Source organism: Flavobacterium sp. S87F.05.LMB.W.Kidney.N, assembly GCF_004366435.1.
GTDB lineage: Bacteria > Bacteroidota > Bacteroidia > Flavobacteriales > Flavobacteriaceae > Flavobacterium.
In genome coordinates, this window is the sequence record NZ_SODX01000001.1 from 122,238 (window position 1) to 138,954 (window position 16,717).

Below are 16,717 nucleotides of genomic sequence, written 5' to 3' on the forward strand. Positions count from 1 at the left end.
AATTTATATTTGGATATAAAAGATCTAACATAGCGGAAATATTTTAAAAATAATTAATCTGTTTCATGGTAAAGCGACCTTATTGTTTAATAAATTAATTTCGCTCCGCTGGAGCTTTTGAACCATATCTTGTAATCTCTCTATAAATATCTCGTCCCTCTGGGACTGGACTTTTGCTAAATTTATATTTGGATATAAAAGATCTAACATAGCGGAAATATTTTAAAAATAATTAATCTGTATCATGGTAAAGCGACCTTATTGTTAATAAATTTATTTCGCTCCGCTGGAGCTTTTGAACCATATCCCTTCTAATTTATCTATAAATATCTCGTCCCTCTGGGACTGGACTTTTGCTAAACTTATATTTGGATATAAAAGAATCCAATGAAGGGGAAATATTAAACTATAATAGATATTTCGTTCCTTTGGAACTAGGGTTTGATAATTTATATTGGTTGAAAAGCTCTGGAGGAGCGAAATATTTATAGCAACAAATTCATACACCCTCGATAAAGCTCCAGCGGAGCGAAATATTTACAGCAAGGCACGACATATTTATAGGAATAATTCACCTTCTTTCAGACAAAGCTCCAGCGGAGCGACATATTTATAGCAATAATTTATCCTCCTCGAAAAAAGCTCCATCAGATCGAAACATATAGCAACACGACATATTTTATCTTGACAATAAGAAATATTTATCCTACAAAATAAAATTATTAATTAGCTTTACCAATTAATAATTATAATTATGGCAAACACCTATTCTCAACTGTATATTCAAATTGTATTTGCTGTAAAAGGAAGGCAAAATTTAATTTCCTCAAATAAAAAAGATGAAATTTATAAATATATTTCAGGAATTATTGCCAATCAAAAACAAAAACTGATTGCAATTAACGGAATGCCAGATCATATTCATATCTTAGTTGGAATAAAACCAGATGTATCATTATCGGATTTAGTGAGGGTTATAAAAACAAATTCATCCAAATTCATAAATGAACAAAGATGGATAAATGGAAAATTTGAATGGCAGACAGGTTTTGGTGCTTTTTCATATGGACATTCGCAATTGACCAATGTTATTAAATACATTGAAAATCAAGAAGAGCATCACAAAACAAAAACATTCAGAGAAGAATATATTGCGTTTTTAAAATTGTTTAATATTGATTTCAAAAATGAATATCTTTTTGATGATGTCAATTTAAAATAATATATCGCTCCGCTGGAGTTTTTATCTTAACTACTTATTTTTAGCTATAAATATTTTGCTCCGCTTGAGCTCTTTATATATCGAGTAATTGTTATTATAAATATGAAATTAAAACTGATTTACATAGCGTTTTTTGCCAGCATTTTGGGTTGTTTTGCTCAAAACGATTCGTTGCATAATCCGTATTTTAAATCTTATGATGATAAAATTACTGTCAGTATTTATTATTTAGATACTTCAAATAGTTTCCAGATTGCTTCGGATGGCCAGGAACCGAAAATATATGTCAATTTAATTCCGAACAGGAGAGAGCAAATTGGTTTTAATTTAAATTATAAAATTATTGATGTTAGTCTTGGTTTCGCTCCTAAATTTTTGGGTGGCAACAAAGGCGATTCTCATTCCAAGAATTTTAATTTCAACACCCGTTTTTATTATAAAAAATGGATGCAGTCGTTTACTTTCATTAATCAAAAAGGATTTTATATCAGCGACAATAATATAAATGCGCAGCTTCCCAATATGCGTACTACCAAAATCGGCGGATCGACATCTTATATTTTCAATGATAAATTCTCTTTTAAAACGTTGGTCAATCAAAACGAATGGCAGACTAAGAGTTCTGGAAGTTTTATTCCGACTTTCTCCTTTTACTACACCAATTTAGACTTAAACACTCCCGATTCGTCTCCTGGCGATTTCTATGTGTTTACTTTAGCACCTTCTTATTTCTATAATTTTGTCATCAGCGACCGCGTTTTAATTGGTGCTGGAATTGCTTTGGGCGCTGGAATTAATGATGTCGATGGAGATACTTCTGCCCTATATCAAGCAGATTTTAATTTAAAACTGGCTTATAATAATGATCGTTTCTTTGCTTTTGCAAGTCTTAATACAGTAGGTTTTGCTCAAGACGAAAAAGTCGATCCACGGCTAAATGATAATATTGCTACTTTAAGATTTTCTGTAGGCTACCGATTTGATCCTCCAAAAAAAGTAAAAGAAGTTTACGATAAAGTCAATGATAAAATCGGGCTTTGAGAAATCTAAAACCTCAAAAGCAAGAAATACGATAAAAATTGCTTAATTTAACAGGTATTTATTACAAATTAAAATTTCATTATTATGGAAAATGTGAATGAAGACCAATTAAATCGCATGCATTCCGGAAAAGGATTTATCGCGGCATTAGATCAAAGCGGCGGCAGTACACCAAAAGCTTTATCGCAATATGGCGTTCAGGAAAGCAGCTACTCAAATGATGAAGAAATGTACACACTTGTACATGAAATGAGGACGAGGATTATTAAAAGTCCTGCTTTTGAAAGTGACTATATTCTCGGTGCGATTTTATTTGAAAATACTATGGACCGTAAAATCGACGGTCAATGGACTGCTGATTATTTGTGGGAGAAAAAAAATATAGTTCCGTTTTTAAAAGTAGACAAAGGACTTACTGATCTTGCCAGCGGAGTACAATTGATGAAACCAATTCCAAATTTAGATGATTTACTAACAAGAGCTGTAGAAAGAAATATTTTTGGAACCAAAATGCGCTCGGTTATTAAAGAAGCAAATCCTGATGGAATTCGCGATATTGTAGAACAGCAATTTAGAGTAGGTTTACAAATCTTTAATAAAGGGCTTATTCCGATTATTGAACCTGAAATTGATATTTACAGTTCTGATAAAGAAAAATCTGAAGCAATTCTAAAACAAGAAATCCTAAAACAGCTTAATTCTTTAGACAAAGAGGTAAAAGTAATGCTCAAACTTTCTATCCCAACAGTAAATGATTTTTATAAAGAGCTGATATCGAATCCGCATGTGGTGCGTGTTGTGGCTTTGTCTGGCGGATATTCGAGAGAAGAGGCTAATGAAAAACTCGCTCAAAACCACGGATTGATTGCCAGTTTTTCAAGAGCATTATCCGAAGGTCTTTCTGCTGGACAGTCTGATGATGATTTTAATGCCGTACTGGGCAAAACAATCAAAGAAATCTATGACGCTTCGATCACATAAAAAAATCATTTTATGCTATAAAAAAGCCCGAAAATTAGATTTTCGGGCTTTTGAATTTTTATAATAACCAAGATTATTTCGAAGTCATTTCGTCTGCCAAATCTAATGTTTGTAAAATGATGTTTTTATCAGATTTTAGAGCGTTTAATTTGAATATGAATTTCAATTTATTATCGATTAGCTTCTTAGGCGATTCTGTTGTAATGTCTGAAAACTGAGCCGAAATTTTATTGAATCGAACCAAATTTGATTCTTTTGCATTTTTGCCAAATGCATTTACAGTTTGTGCAATATTCAGTTTTCCGAAGATGTAATTTTTGCTCAAGTCTTTCTTTGTTTCTTTTATAAAAGAGCCTTTTCCAGTATTAAAATAATCCATTGTGTTGGCAACAACGACAACATCTTTGTCTTTCAGGATAAAAATATCACCATACTCTTTTGTTCCAACAATCTGATAATGATTCCCGTTTTGAATTAATACTTTTTTGCGTACGCCCAGTTGCAAAAGTTTATCTCCAAATGTTGGATGCGTCGAAGTAAAAATTACAGAAAATAACGGAATTGATTTTTTTACTTTTTCTTCCGTAACCGTTTCTTCATAATTTTCGTCGTAACCGTACTTTTTGCTCATTACCTCAACATCTTTCATTCCGTACAAAAACGCGCTTAAATCACCGTCAAAAAGTTTCGCAGTGGCTTCTTCATCAACAATTGTAGTAATCAAATCTGTAATTATTGTAATATCTTCTTTTCCAAATTTTGGATTCTGGAATATTTCGGAAGTTAAAGACGGAAAACTTTCTAAAGCTGCTTTTGTATTAATATGATACGATGCGAAAGCCAATGGCTTTTCAGACGGGAAATAATTAAAAATATTTTTATTGATTTTTCTATCGCTTATTTTATTAACTACCGCTGCAATCTCTTTAGAATATTCAATAACTTCTTCGATTCTTGCATTGTCATTATCAAAATAGAAATCAACATTAATTCCTTTTATAAAATTTCCGAAATTTTTCTGCATCGGCAGGAATTTATCATAACCGCCAAATATAGCCGTCGGATAACTGTATGCCGAGTATAAACTCGAAATTGCTCCGCCATAATCTACCCAAGACGAAATATCTGCCGACTCGTTTATTTTGGATGAACTTGGTGCCATAAAACCATTTTCAAATAATGCTTTTATAATTTCACTTTGCTTTTCGGCAAGATTTCGATCAAATTCTGCTTGCTGCAAAGTATATTCTTCGTAAGGATTTCCATCGTACAAATATTCTTCCTGAGCAGAATTTTCTATTGCTGCAGGTGCATCAATTGCTATTGGTGCCTCAACAACTTTCACTTCATTTTCTGGAACCGCTGTAACATCACCATAACTTTCGTCAGAATAAATAGAATCGGTTACAATTTGTGGCTGTAAATCATAAACATTTTTAGAAAATCGTTTCGTTAATTCTAATACGACAAGATAGTTATCATTCCAAACCATAGATCTCTTCTTACCTTTTGGCGTAAAAACAGAATAATTTCCGAAATCTTCAATTCCCGCAATCGAATCATTGCTGTTGTCGATCTTAAATTCTTTGATTAAAAATTGTTTAAGGGCCTCTTTACTTTTTATGGGAATAGTAACTTGGTAATACGGAACACTATCCATGAAACTGCCGTGAATTGTTATTTTCTGATCTAAATGTATCAGCGAAGTATATTTACTGAAATCAAAGTCTGGCTTTTTACTGCTGTATTTGCTTACTAATGGATGATTTAGAACTTCTGAAACACTCACTTTTTTAGAAAGCTGGCTTCCGTTGAATTGTACAAAATAATCGTATTTGGATGTATTGATCTGACCAAAAGTCAAATACGTGGCGAATAATAAAAATAGGGTGTAAAAATGCTTCATAATTAAGGCTTTAATTGAATGGTATTATTCATGAGGGTCGATTTTTTAAGAACACTGTACATGCTTTGTTTTAAAAAAACGGTCTTTTTGTTTGCAGAAATTTTACTGTTTGAATTGTTTACAGAAAGAATGTCTTTGTCAAAACTATAAATAGCGATAATACTGGCTTCTTCAAGGTCTTTCTTTTTCTTCGGATCATTTACGACTTTTTCTGGAATTGGATAAGAGGCTATTCTTTCAAAATTTTTGCCGCTTCCGCTAAAGTGAATTTGATCACGCTGATTGTTGATTGTATTAACAACAGCATTTAATGCTTTTAGATTGGCATAATTGAGTTTGATGATGAAAACGTAATTATCAAAATCTGTTTTTGTGGTAACGTTTGAAATTCCTTCAATTTTTGAAGCTTTAGATTTAAAGTCTTCCAGTTTTTGGGCAATTTCTTGTTCGTTTGGGATTTTTACGCCATCGACTTCTTCCAGAAAAATAGCCGATTTGGTTTTAAACCAAGATCGAGAAAAGTCGATCATAAGAGTATATTCGCCACTTTGATCGTCGTGGTGTTTGATTCTTTCTGTTATCTCAAAACAACTTGTTAAGAGCAGACAGCAAAATAAAGCGAGAAATTTCTTCATTTAGCAAATTTAGATGGAAATATTTTAAAAACCTTATTTAAGTTAAATTCTAAATGGAAACCAAAACTTAAATCAAATTTTTAGATAATATTAACTCATTCTCTATTAGCGTAAACTCCTTATTCTGTTCCTTTTTCTTTAACTTTGCAGCACTTTCATAAAAAGTAAAAAATCTACAAAAACAAAAAAAGAACAACATCAATTTTAGAAATAAAGATTAATCAATCTGCTTTCAAAATCAGGTCGCAATCTGAAATCTAAAATCTAAATCTAAATTTATATGTTTCCATTACAAAGAAACCGTCGTTTAAGAACCAATGAATCTATTCGCTCTTTAGTTCGTGAAACCAGTTTAAGTCCACAGGATTTTATGCTTCCTATGTTTGTTGCAGAAGGAAAAGACATTAAATCTGCTATTCCGTCAATGCCAGGAATTTATCGTCATTCGCTGGACAACACGATCAAAGAAGTTAAAGAAGCTTGGGATTTAGGTATTAAGGCGGTAAACATCTATGTAAAAGTAAGCGACAACTTAAAAGACAATAAAGGAACTGAAGCTTGGAACAAAGACGGTTTAATGCAGCAAACTATCCGCGCAATTAAAGATGCTGTTCCAGAAATGATCGTTATGCCAGATGTGGCTCTTGATCCGTATTCTATTTATGGTCATGACGGAATTATCGAAAAAGGCCAATTGATAAACGATGCCACTGTTGACGCATTAACTCGTATGAGCTTAAGCCACGCAGAAGCCGGTGCCGATTTCGTAGCGCCAAGCGACATGATGGATGGACGCGTTTTGGCGATCAGAAAAGCGTTGGAAGAAAACGGACATCATAATGTGGGAATTATGAGTTACAGTGCAAAATATGCTTCGGCATTTTACGGACCTTTCCGCGATGCTTTAGATTCTGCTCCAGTTGACACACAAGATATTCCTAAAGATAAAAAAACATACCAAATGGATTATGCTAACCGAATTGAAGGAATTCGTGAAGCATTATTAGACGTTGAAGAAGGTGCAGATATCGTAATGGTAAAACCTGGAATTGCGTATTTGGATATTGTCCGCGAAGTAAAAAACGCTGTTCATGTTCCTGTAGCGGTTTACCAAGTTTCTGGCGAATACGCAATGGTAAAGGCCGCAGCAGAAAGAGGATGGCTGGATCATGACAAAATTATGATAGAGCAACTATATTGCATTAAGCGTGCGGGCGCTAGTATTATCTCGACTTATTTCGCAAAAGAAGCAGCAGTTTTACTAAATAAATAAGATGAAAAAGGTTTTATTATTAGCTGCCGTTTTAGCGTTTGCCTCTTGTAAAAAAGAAGGTTCTGAGAACAATACCTCAACAACAGAATCGTATTCTGAAGGAGAATCGGCGAAAGCCAAAACTCCAGAAGAACTTGGGAAACAGATTTTTGAAGGAACTGGGAACTGCGTTGCATGCCATCAGCCCGATCAAAAAGTGATTGGACCAAGTATTAAAGAAATTGCCAAAACCTACAAAGATAAAAATGGCGATATTGTGACTTTCTTAAAAGGAAAAGGAGAACCAATTGTCGACCCGAGTCAGTTTGAGGTTATGAAAACAAACTTTGCCATTACACAAGCAATGTCTGATGAAGAATTGAAAGCTATTGAAGCTTACATTTATAGTAATTTGAAATAACAGCACAATGATGTTCCTACGGAACGTAAATAAATGGGTTCGTCAATATTTTTTCTACCGACGAAAAATTCTTACGGAATGATAACTGGGAATAACTCATATCTCAAGTTTAAAAACGAATAAAATAGTAAAGCAAAAGGGCGGTTCCGAAATTCGAAACCGCCCTTTTTATATTATTAAAATCGATTACCAGATTTTAACTCGTTTTTCTGGTTCAACATACATTTTATCACCTTTCTTAATATCGAAAGCTTTGTAGAAAGCATCAACGTTCTGAATTGGCACATAAGCTCTGTACATTCCTGGAGAGTGAGGATCTGTTTTTACTTGGTTTTTGATCGCTTCGTCTCTAGTTTTTGTTCTCCAAACGGTAGCCCAAGAAATAAAGAAACGTTGTTCTGGCGTAAATCCGTCGATTAAACCTGGATTACCATTTTCTTTTAGGTACAATTGTAAACCATCATAAGCAGCATTGATTCCGCCTAAATCTCCAATGTTTTCACCTAAAGTAAAATGACCATCAACATGCACTCCTGGCAATGGCTCAAGCGCGCTGTATTGATTTGCTAAATCTGTTCCTAGAGCTGTAAATTGTTTCAAATCTTCATCTGTCCACCAATCTACTAGATTTCCTTCAGCATTGTAACGTGCACCAGAATCATCAAATCCATGAGAAATTTCGTGTCCAATTACAGCACCGATTCCACCATAATTAACAGCTTCGTCAGCTTGGTAATTGTAAAAAGGAGGTTGTAAGATTGCTGCAGGGAATACAATTTCGTTATAAGACGGATTGTAATATGCATTTACCGTTTGAGGAGACATTCCCCATTCTGTTTTATCAACTGGTTTGCTTAATTTATCGATGCTTTTTTTGAAAGCCCATTTTGATAAATTTTTTGAATTATCAAAATAAGTTCCGCCTTCTGCAGTGCTTTTAATTGTTAAAGCAGAATAATCTTTCCATTTATCAGGATATCCAATTTTAATGGTGATTTTATTTAATTTCTCAACAGCTTTTACCTTTGTTTCTGGAGACATCCAAGTCAAAGAATTGATTCTGTTTTTGTAAGCCAAAATCACATTCTGAATCATTTTTTGAGCTTTCTCTTTTGCCTCAGCAGGAAATAATTTTTCTACATAAAGTTTTCCAAGAGCTTCTCCAACACTACGATTTACTACAGCAAGTGCTCTTTCTTCAGCTGGAAGTTGTTTTATTGCACCTCTTAATGTTTTGCTGTAAAAATCAAAATTAGCATTATCTATATCTGATGAAAGCTGGCTGGCAGCGCTGTTTAATAAATCCCATTTCAAATATTCTTTCCACTGCCCTACTTTGTTTTCTTTAAAAACAGTTTGCAAAGCAGTCATGTATTTAGGCTCACTTACAATTACAGTATCCAATTTAGTAATTCCTAAACCAGTAAAGTATTCATTCCATTTAATTGCCGGCGTCAATTTTTGAATATCAGCAATTGTCATCGGATTGTATTGCAAACGGCTGTCGCGTCTTTCAACTCTGTTTAATCTTGGCTGAGATAATTCTGTTTCTAAAGCTAAGATTTCAGCAGCGCTTTGTTTTGCTTTTTCTGGAGATTCTCCAATAAACTGAAGCATTCTAGCCACGTGTAATTCATATTTAGCACGTTTTTCTTTAGAATCTTTATCATCAGAAGTATAGTAATCTTTGTCTGGAAGACCCAATTGGCTTGGAGAAAGATTTACAGAATTTTTAGAACTGTTTTTATCATCAGCTCCAATGTAAATTCCGAAAAATCCAGAACCGCCTTCTTTTTCCATTTCCACTAAATACTTCTGAACATCAGCAACATTTTTAATAGCGTCAATTTTTTTCAAATACGGTTTAAGTGGTTCAATACCTCTTTTATTTCTTCCAACAGAATCTAAAACGGTATTGAATAAGTTAACAGCTTTTCCCTGATCAGTGTTTGACTTGTATTTTGGGTTTTTAGAAGCATCTTTTAAAACTGTCATTACATCTTTGTCAGTTCTTTTAATCAGCTCATTAAAACTTCCCCATGTTGTACGATCACTTGGAATTTCTGTTTTTTGAAGCCAAGTTCCGTTTACATATTTAAAAAAATCCTGACTTGGGCTAACTTTAGTATCCATATAAGATAAATTGATACCTGGTTCCTTTGAGGCTGCGTCTTGGGCTTGAACTGCTGTTAAAGAAAACATTGCAGATATGACACCAAACACAGGTTTAGCAAATTGTTTTTTCATAAAAGTTTATGGTTTAAGGGAAAATACAAACATATTGTTATTATTTCTAAAATTGTGTTAAAATTCTAACTGGAAAATCATAAAGACACATAAATTTCACAAACATGAATTTTTAACTAATCAATTAGTTGCATATTGATCGTAAAAGTTACAAAAGGCTGTTAAAAAAATATTCGAGTAAAGTTTTTAAAATCTGCTTTTTGTATTTTTGCGCCAAATTATTTTTATGAAATCGCTTTTATACAAATACCGCAAATTCTTTATTGTTTTAATAGTGTTTTCGGTTGTTACGATATCTTTGTTTTACTCTGCCTTAAAACCTAAAAAGACACTGCCAATTTATAATCCAGCCGATGTAAATCCTGAATTGGTAGACAGTACCATTCAATATAAAAGCAAATACCACACAATTGCCGATTTTTCATTTGTAAACCAAAACGGCGATACCATTACACAGAAAAATTACGAAGGAAAAATTTATGTTGCAGACTTCTTCTTTACAACCTGCGGATCTATCTGTCCAAAAATGTCAACCAATCTTGTTGATGTTCAAAAAACAGTTTTAAACAATCCGAAAGTAATGCTGCTTTCGCATACTGTTTTTCCAGAAGTTGACAGTGTTTCTGTTTTAAAAGCCTACGCTATAAAATATGGCGTTGTCGACAGCAAATGGAATTTGGTTACGGGAGATAAAAAAGAAATCTACAAAATGGCCAGAAAATCGTACTTGGCAGTTAAACTCGGAAGACCAGACCAGTTGTACGATATGGTTCATACAGAGAATTTTGTTTTGGTAGATCAAAAACGCCGCGTTAGAGGTTTTTATGACGGAACAAACAAAGAAGACATAAAACGTCTTTTAGAAGACATCGATTTCCTTTCTCAAGAGTAAAAAGCCTTATTTTTAGAAACATTTAGCATTTGATAAGGTGTTAAATGCCTTGGAATAAAGAATAATTGCCTACTTTTGCAATCTAAATTCAATCTAAATAAGCTTGCAAAATACAATACACACTCTGAAAAAAGGCGAAAAAGCCATTATCAAAGATTTTGATATCGATCTTATTCCACTGAAATTATTAGAAATGGGTTGTCTTCCTGGCAGCTTAGTTGAATTACTGCAGATTGCTCCTTTTGGAGATCCTCTATATTTGGATATTAACGGTTCGCATGTAGCGATTCGTATCGAAACGGCTCGCGAAATTGAAGTTGAACTTATCAAAACCAATTTGTAATGAGTGTTCAAAATATCAATGTTGCCCTTATCGGAAATCCGAATACTGGAAAAACCTCTGTTTTTAATCAGTTAACTGGTCTTAACCAGCAAGTTGGGAATTATCCTGGAATTACTGTTGAGAAAAAAATAGGTTTTTGCAAACTACCTCATAATATAAAAGCTAATATTCTTGATTTACCAGGAACGTACAGCTTGAATGCAAGTTCGATGGATGAAAGTGTGGTTATTGAACTTTTGCTAAATAAAAATGACAAATTATTTCCAGATGTTGCCGTTGTAGTAACAGATGTTGAAAACCTGAAACGAAATTTACTGATTTATACACAAATCAAAGACCTTGAAATTCCGACGATATTGGTGATTAACATGTCTGATCGTATGGAAAGAAAGGGAATTAGTTTGGATATTCCGTATTTAGAGGAAAAACTAAAAACTAAAATTGCCCTAGTAAGTTCTCGCAAAGGTTTAGGAATTGATGAATTAAAAGAATTGATTGTTTCGTATAAAACTCTTCCAAACGAACCTTGTTTAAATGCATCAGTAATTGATCCTGAATACTTTCAAAAATTACAACATGCTTTTCCCAATCAATTAATGTACAAATTGTGGCTGGTAATTACGCAGGATGTTAACTTTTCTAATTTAGATCGAAACGAAGTTCGAAGCACTTTAACAAAATCACATTCAGAACTAAAGCGCCTGCAGCAGAAAGAAACCATCAAAAGATACCAATTTATAAATGATGTTTTAAAAGAAGGTTTAAAAGTTGATGCTTCGATGGCTAAAGATATTCGCGCCAAATTGGACCGCGTTTTAACGCACAAAGTTTGGGGTTACGTAATTTTCTTTGCTATTTTATTTTTGATTTTTCAATCGATTTTCAGCTGGTCAACTATTCCAATGGATTTCATTGACAGCACTTTTGCTTCTTTAAGCAGCTGGGTTGCAGCAGAACTTCCAAGCGGTATTTTAACCGATTTATTGTCTCAGGGAATTATTCCGGGAATTGGGGGTGTTATTATTTTCATTCCGCAGATTGCCTTTTTATTCCTCTTTATTTCGATTCTGGAAGAAAGTGGTTATATGAGCCGAGTTGTTTTTCTAATGGATAAAATAATGCGCAGGTTCGGACTTTCAGGAAAAAGCGTCGTGCCTTTAATTTCAGGAACAGCTTGTGCGATTCCGGCAATTATGGCTACTCGAAATATAGAGAATTGGAAAGAACGCCTTATTACGATCTTAGTAACGCCATTCACGACTTGCTCTGCAAGATTACCTGTTTATGCTATTATTATTTCTTTGGTTATTCCGAGTAAACGCGTTTTCGGGATTTTAAATCTTCAAGGATTAACCTTAATGTCACTTTACGTTTTAGGTTTTGTTGCGGCGATTCTATCGGCTTATATTTTGAATAAAGTTTTAAAACTAAACTCTAAAACGTATTTTGTTGTCGAAATGCCGAGTTACAAAATGCCGCTTTTAAAAAATGTCGGAATTAATGTTGTAGAGAAAACAAAAGCATTTATTGTTGGCGCAGGTAAAATCATCTTGGCGATATCGGTTATTTTATGGTTTTTAGCTTCATACGGACCTGGAAAAGATTTTAACGAAGCTGAGTCTATCGTAAAAGAAAGATTTGCCACTAAAACTTTAGATGAAACTCAGTTTGAAAACGAGGTTGCTTCTCAAAAACTAGAAAACTCTTATATCGGATTAATGGGAAGAGCGATCGAACCAGCAATTGCGCCTTTGGGTTACGATTGGAAAATCGGAATTGCATTAATCAGCTCTTTTGCAGCCCGTGAAGTTTTCGTAGGAACTCTTGCGACTATTTACAGTGTTGGAGATACAGATAACGAATCGACCATAAAAAGCAAAATGCAAGCAGAAATACGTCCAGATACGGGGAAAAAAGTATTTGATTTCGCCACTGGAATATCTTTATTGTTGTTTTATGCTTTTGCTATGCAGTGTGCCAGTACTTTGGCTATTACTAAAAAGGAAACCAATTCTTGGAAATGGCCGGCAATGCAGCTGGTCTTAATGAGCGGACTGGCTTATTTTACCGCATTAATTGCGTATCAACTTTTAAAATAAAAAATTATGATTCAGCAAATTATAGCTTTCGCCATATTAGGATTTGCAGTAGCTTTTCTGATCAAAAAATTCTTTTTTAAATCTAAAAAGAAAAAAGACTGCGGCGATGGAAATTGTGGGTGTTCTTAGTTTAGGGACAAAGAGACAAAGGTTCAGAGGGACAAAGTTTTTTTTTGATTAGAACTTTAAAATATAACTTAATGAAAAGCTTCACAGAGATTTATCAATCTTGTGAAGCTTTTTCATTCAAAAAATGTCTTATTATGATATTTTAAAATCCATAAATAGCTTATTTGTATATTTTCTGAGATTATTTTTGAAATTCAAAATTCATTAAAATGTCACCAGAAGATAAGAAAGAAATAATCAGAGATAACAGAGTTACTCGCTTATTATGGTTCACACTAGGCTTCTTTGCCGCATTACTTATAACTTGGCATTTAAAGTAGAAGTATTCTGGATATTTCTATCGAATATAAAATTGAAAACTGAGACTGAAAACTGAGTACTTACTTCACCCCTTCCCACTCAGCATAAAACTGCGCAAGAAATGTTTCCATAAACTGATGTCTTTCGGCAGCGATTTGTTTTCCTTTTTCGGTATTCATTTTATCTTTTAAAAGTAAAAGCTTTTCGTAGAAATGATTTATTGTTGGAGCATTGTTTTTCTTGTACTCTTCTTTTGTCATATTGGTTACTGGAGCAATTTCAGGATTGTACAAAGCTCTGTTTTTAAATCCGCCATAATTGAATGCCCTTGCAACACCAATTGCACCAATTGCATCTAAACGATCTGCATCCTGAACGATATCCAATTCGACAGAAGAGAATTTATTTTCGAAATTTCCGCCTTTATAAGAGATATTTTCGATGATATTGACAACATGCGTAATTATATCTTCTGAAACATTTTCTGTCTCTAAAAATGCTCTCGCTGTTTTTGGACCGATAGTTTCATCCCCATTATGAAATTTACTGTCAGCAATATCATGAAGCAAAGCTCCCAGCTGGACAACTGTTAGGTCACAAACGGTATCTTTTGCTATTAAAAGTGCGTTTTTATACACGCGTTCGATATGAAACCAATCGTGCCCTCCTTCTGCATCGTTCAGTTTTTCTTTTACGAAAGCAATGGTTTTATTTATTAGTTCAGAAGTATTCATGAATTATATTATTTGAATTTCTCGCAGATCATGCACATTAAGCAGATTTACGAAAGGTTTGTATTAAATAAAAAATGCTGATTGTTAGAGTTTTGAAAATCTAACAATCAACATTTTTCAATATCAAAATCAATTGCAAAACTCAATTTTAAATCTAAAATATAAAATCTGCAATCTAAAATTTACAATCTCGCTGGTTCAACCCATTTAAAGATGTGTGATTCTTGCGGAATAACGATTCTTTCTGATATTCTTGCCATACGAGCTGGTAATTTCATTAAGTAATCGCGTGCTTTCTCAGCTTCATCAGTCAAATTGGTAATTTTATCAATTTCCCATTTGTTCATTAATTTCTGCATAATATCAACATAATCATTTGCAGTATAAACCCCGATACGCTGTGCAGAATCTGAAAACTGCTCAAATGCTGAACTTATTTTTTGTCCTGATTCTCTCAAAAAGTGAGCCGGCATAACAATTTTCTGCTTCATCATGTATTGAAAAGCAAGCATCATTTCGCTTGGATCAACTTGGAAAATTCTAGTTACAAATTCGCTGTATGCATGATGGTGGCGCATTTCGTCACCTGCAATCATTTTACACATTTTAGACAACTTGTTATCGCCAAATTTCTTTGCGATCTGCGCTACTCTATTGTGAGAAATGTAAGTTGCTAATTCCTGGAAACTCGTGTATACAAAGTTTTTGTACGGGTCAGTTCCAGTTCCAATATCAAAACCGTCGTTGATTAAATGCTGTGTAGTCATTTCGATTTCACGCATGTTCACACGACCAGACAAATACAGGTATTTATTTAAAAGATCTCCGTGGCGGTTTTCTTCTCCGGTCCATTGACGGATCCATTTAGACCAACCGTTACCACCATTTTCTACTTGATCTACTCCTTCGACATCCATTAACCAAGACTCATATGTAGGCAAAGCTTCTTCGGTGATGGTATCACCTACAAGCGTAACCCAGAAATCGTATGGTAATTCTTTAGCAATTTCACGTAACTCTCTTACCTCTTCGAAGAAATTTTCTCCTTCAGAATTTGGTAAAAAATCAGACGGCTGCCAAATTTTTTCCACTGGAATTAAATACTGTTCAACGAAGCTATCCACGTTTTTTTCCAAAAACTGCATTACTTCTAATCTAATGTTTTTTATAGACATTACTTATTATAGATTTGGGTTGTACGTTTTAGCTCGGACTAAAACTTAAACCTGTTTATACTCATTTATTCCTTCTTTAACTGCTCTTTCAGTAATTTCCATCAGCTCATCAAATTTGTAATCTTTGACAGCTAAAGCTTGATGAGCCGTAAATTTCAGGTGATTTCCTAAACCAACAGGAAAGAAACCAAATTTTACCATTTTCCAAGAATTATTAATACTCACCGGTACAACATATGCAGACGGCGCATATTTGCATAAAATTTTCAGACCGCTTTGCGCGAATTCTTTTGGTTTTCCTGTTTTGCTTCTTGTTCCTTCTGGGAAGATAACGGCCGATCTTGTATTTTTTTCGATATATTCAGACAAGCCTTTGATAACTGGTATCGCTTGTTTAGGGTCTTTACGGTCAATTAAGACAGATCCTCCGTATTTCAAATTAAAAGAAACACTTGGAATTCCGCTTCCTAATTCCTTCTTACTTACAAATTTACAATGAAAACGTCTAAAGTACCAAATCATTGCGACTATATCGTACATACTTTGATGATTGGCAACAAAAATGATCGGCACTCCTGTGGGAATTGTCTCTCTATTTTCGATTGTATACCTTGTTCCCACAAGATTTGTACATTTTAAAAGGCAGAAATTTAAATAATCTACACTTTTTTTATGAGCCTGGTAACCAAATAAATTTAAACAAATCCATTGAATGGGATGAAAAACAGCCAAACATAAACCAAATAATAAATAATAAATTACCGATATTGGATAAGAAATAATTTTTTCCATGCTTCAAAAATTAATGCGCAAAAGTAATAAATATATTTTTAGACTTATTAAAATTGAAAACAATAACCGTTTTTCTGGTTTAATTGTACCTTTGCAGTAAAATTTGCAAATTTTTTCTGAATTAAATGAACTTCACTTACCCTAAAAACGAGCGTTTAAAAAGCAAAACCATTATTGGATTATTATTTTCTGATGGTAAATCGGTATCTAAATATCCGCTTCGTTTGGTTTACCGTCAAGCGGAAGAAAATTCAGAAGAACAAACAAAAATTGGTGTTTCGGTTTCTAAGAAATATTTCAAAAAAGCCGTTGATAGAAATTACTTCAAAAGAGTTTTGAGAGAAACATATCGCTTAAACAAACATTTGCTTCTTGATAATCTGGATGGAAACTATTCTATTATGCTTTTTTATCAGTCTAAGGACAAATTATCATACACAGAAATCAATACCAAAATGATTCAGTTGTTTGAGAAATTTACAGCTCAAATAAACAAATCTCCAGATTCTGCACAGAAAATTGAATAGTAGATTTCAAAACGTAAGATT

The 16,717-nt window shown here is 33.5% G+C and carries 16 protein-coding genes; 10 read left to right on the forward strand and 6 right to left on the reverse strand.

Going from position 1 to position 16,717, the window contains the following annotated elements:
- The first annotated feature begins 754 nt into the window (after positions 1 to 754).
- The 3 genes from tnpA to EDB96_RS00605 all read left to right on the forward strand — a co-directional run bounded on the left by tnpA (position 755) and on the right by EDB96_RS00605 (position 3,244).
- Positions 755 to 1,222 carry an IS200/IS605 family transposase gene (gene tnpA / locus EDB96_RS00595; RefSeq protein WP_057115409.1) on the forward strand — a complete coding sequence of 156 codons (468 nt, stop codon included), beginning with the start codon at positions 755 to 757 and terminating at the stop codon, positions 1,220 to 1,222.
- 102 nt (positions 1,223 to 1,324) lie between these two features.
- Positions 1,325 to 2,263 carry a DUF4421 family protein gene (locus tag EDB96_RS00600; RefSeq protein ID WP_134138747.1) on the forward strand — a complete coding sequence of 313 codons (939 nt, stop codon included), beginning with the start codon at positions 1,325 to 1,327 and terminating at the stop codon, positions 2,261 to 2,263.
- A gap of 93 nt (positions 2,264 to 2,356) precedes the next feature.
- Positions 2,357 to 3,244, forward strand: a complete 888-nt coding sequence (locus EDB96_RS00605) for a fructose bisphosphate aldolase (protein WP_134139639.1) — start codon at positions 2,357 to 2,359, stop codon at positions 3,242 to 3,244.
- A gap of 73 nt (positions 3,245 to 3,317) precedes the next feature.
- Here EDB96_RS00605 and EDB96_RS00610 read toward each other — a convergent pair whose 3' ends face one another.
- A complete protein-coding gene (locus tag EDB96_RS00610; RefSeq protein WP_134138748.1) occupies positions 3,318 to 5,150 on the reverse strand; it encodes a hypothetical protein in 1,833 nt (610 codons plus the stop codon).
- Between the two features lie 2 nt (positions 5,151 to 5,152).
- Positions 5,153 to 5,785, reverse strand: a complete 633-nt coding sequence (locus EDB96_RS00615; protein ID WP_134138749.1) for a hypothetical protein — start codon at positions 5,783 to 5,785, stop codon at positions 5,153 to 5,155.
- A gap of 280 nt (positions 5,786 to 6,065) precedes the next feature.
- Between EDB96_RS00615 and hemB the strand changes: the two genes are divergently transcribed.
- Both hemB and EDB96_RS00625 read left to right on the forward strand, forming a co-directional pair.
- On the forward strand, positions 6,066 to 7,058 hold the full coding sequence (gene hemB / locus EDB96_RS00620; protein ID WP_057115413.1) for a porphobilinogen synthase: 993 nt from the start codon (positions 6,066 to 6,068) through the stop codon (positions 7,056 to 7,058).
- A gap of 1 nt (position 7,059) precedes the next feature.
- Positions 7,060 to 7,458 (forward strand): c-type cytochrome, encoded by a 399-nt coding sequence (locus EDB96_RS00625; protein WP_134138751.1) that lies wholly within the window; start codon positions 7,060 to 7,062, stop codon positions 7,456 to 7,458.
- A 186-nt stretch (positions 7,459 to 7,644) separates the two neighbouring features.
- On the opposite strand, the gene EDB96_RS00630 is transcribed toward EDB96_RS00625, so the two are convergent.
- The gene (locus EDB96_RS00630) at positions 7,645 to 9,705 is read right to left on the reverse strand and encodes a M13 family metallopeptidase (protein ID WP_134138752.1); all 2,061 of its coding nucleotides are present in this window, start codon (positions 9,703 to 9,705) and stop codon (positions 7,645 to 7,647) included.
- A gap of 226 nt (positions 9,706 to 9,931) precedes the next feature.
- Here EDB96_RS00630 and EDB96_RS00635 point away from each other — a divergent pair, with 226 nt between their 5' ends.
- The 4 genes from EDB96_RS00635 (at position 9,932) to EDB96_RS00650 (ending at position 13,168) form a co-directional block, all read left to right on the forward strand.
- Positions 9,932 to 10,597: an SCO family protein gene (locus EDB96_RS00635; RefSeq protein WP_134138753.1), complete on the forward strand. Its 666-nt coding sequence runs from the start codon at positions 9,932 to 9,934 to the stop codon at positions 10,595 to 10,597.
- 103 nt (positions 10,598 to 10,700) lie between these two features.
- A complete protein-coding gene (locus EDB96_RS00640) occupies positions 10,701 to 10,940 on the forward strand; it encodes a ferrous iron transport protein A (protein ID WP_026982352.1) in 240 nt (79 codons plus the stop codon).
- Positions 10,940 to 13,039 carry a ferrous iron transport protein B gene (gene feoB / locus EDB96_RS00645; RefSeq protein ID WP_134138754.1) on the forward strand — a complete coding sequence of 700 codons (2,100 nt, stop codon included), beginning with the start codon at positions 10,940 to 10,942 and terminating at the stop codon, positions 13,037 to 13,039. The genes EDB96_RS00640 and feoB overlap by 1 nt, the downstream gene beginning before the upstream one ends.
- A 6-nt stretch (positions 13,040 to 13,045) precedes the next feature.
- Positions 13,046 to 13,168, forward strand: coding sequence for a FeoB-associated Cys-rich membrane protein (locus EDB96_RS00650; protein ID WP_208326175.1), 123 nt, complete (start codon positions 13,046 to 13,048; stop codon positions 13,166 to 13,168).
- A gap of 380 nt (positions 13,169 to 13,548) precedes the next feature.
- On the opposite strand, the gene EDB96_RS00655 is transcribed toward EDB96_RS00650, so the two are convergent.
- The 3 genes from EDB96_RS00655 to EDB96_RS00665 form a co-directional block, all read right to left on the reverse strand.
- Positions 13,549 to 14,202 carry an HD domain-containing protein gene (locus EDB96_RS00655; protein WP_134138756.1) on the reverse strand — a complete coding sequence of 218 codons (654 nt, stop codon included), beginning with the start codon at positions 14,200 to 14,202 and terminating at the stop codon, positions 13,549 to 13,551.
- Positions 14,203 to 14,384: 182 nt separating this feature from the next.
- Complete coding sequence (locus tag EDB96_RS00660; RefSeq protein ID WP_134138757.1) at positions 14,385 to 15,377, reverse strand: acyl-ACP desaturase; 993 nt, start codon at positions 15,375 to 15,377, stop codon at positions 14,385 to 14,387.
- A gap of 45 nt (positions 15,378 to 15,422) precedes the next feature.
- The gene (locus EDB96_RS00665; RefSeq protein WP_134138758.1) at positions 15,423 to 16,169 is read right to left on the reverse strand and encodes a lysophospholipid acyltransferase family protein; all 747 of its coding nucleotides are present in this window, start codon (positions 16,167 to 16,169) and stop codon (positions 15,423 to 15,425) included.
- A gap of 125 nt (positions 16,170 to 16,294) precedes the next feature.
- On the opposite strand from EDB96_RS00665, the gene rnpA reads away from it, so the two are divergent.
- Positions 16,295 to 16,696, forward strand: coding sequence for a ribonuclease P protein component (gene rnpA, locus EDB96_RS00670; protein ID WP_134138759.1), 402 nt, complete (start codon positions 16,295 to 16,297; stop codon positions 16,694 to 16,696).
- The last annotated feature ends 21 nt before the right edge of the window (positions 16,697 to 16,717 follow it).

Excerpts from the sequence above, each read along its gene's own strand:
- tnpA (WP_057115409.1), top strand. The coding sequence starts at position 755 with ATGGCAAACACCTATTCTCAACTGTATATTCAAATTGTATTTGCTGTA.
- EDB96_RS00600 (WP_134138747.1), top strand. The coding sequence starts at position 1,325 with ATGAAATTAAAACTGATTTACATAGCGTTTTTTGCCAGCATTTTGGGT.
- EDB96_RS00610 (WP_134138748.1), bottom strand. The coding sequence starts at position 5,150 with ATGAAGCATTTTTACACCCTATTTTTATTATTCGCCACGTATTTGACT.
- EDB96_RS00615 (WP_134138749.1), bottom strand. The coding sequence starts at position 5,785 with ATGAAGAAATTTCTCGCTTTATTTTGCTGTCTGCTCTTAACAAGTTGT.
- hemB (WP_057115413.1), top strand. The coding sequence starts at position 6,066 with ATGTTTCCATTACAAAGAAACCGTCGTTTAAGAACCAATGAATCTATT.
- EDB96_RS00625 (WP_134138751.1), top strand. The coding sequence starts at position 7,060 with ATGAAAAAGGTTTTATTATTAGCTGCCGTTTTAGCGTTTGCCTCTTGT.
- EDB96_RS00630 (WP_134138752.1), bottom strand. The coding sequence starts at position 9,705 with ATGAAAAAACAATTTGCTAAACCTGTGTTTGGTGTCATATCTGCAATG.
- EDB96_RS00635 (WP_134138753.1), top strand. The coding sequence starts at position 9,932 with ATGAAATCGCTTTTATACAAATACCGCAAATTCTTTATTGTTTTAATA.
- feoB (WP_134138754.1), top strand. The coding sequence starts at position 10,940 with ATGAGTGTTCAAAATATCAATGTTGCCCTTATCGGAAATCCGAATACT.
- EDB96_RS00650 (WP_208326175.1), top strand. The coding sequence starts at position 13,046 with ATGATTCAGCAAATTATAGCTTTCGCCATATTAGGATTTGCAGTAGCT.
- EDB96_RS00655 (WP_134138756.1), bottom strand. The coding sequence starts at position 14,202 with ATGAATACTTCTGAACTAATAAATAAAACCATTGCTTTCGTAAAAGAA.
- EDB96_RS00660 (WP_134138757.1), bottom strand. The coding sequence starts at position 15,377 with ATGTCTATAAAAAACATTAGATTAGAAGTAATGCAGTTTTTGGAAAAA.
- EDB96_RS00665 (WP_134138758.1), bottom strand. The coding sequence starts at position 16,169 with ATGGAAAAAATTATTTCTTATCCAATATCGGTAATTTATTATTTATTA.
- rnpA (WP_134138759.1), top strand. The coding sequence starts at position 16,295 with ATGAACTTCACTTACCCTAAAAACGAGCGTTTAAAAAGCAAAACCATT.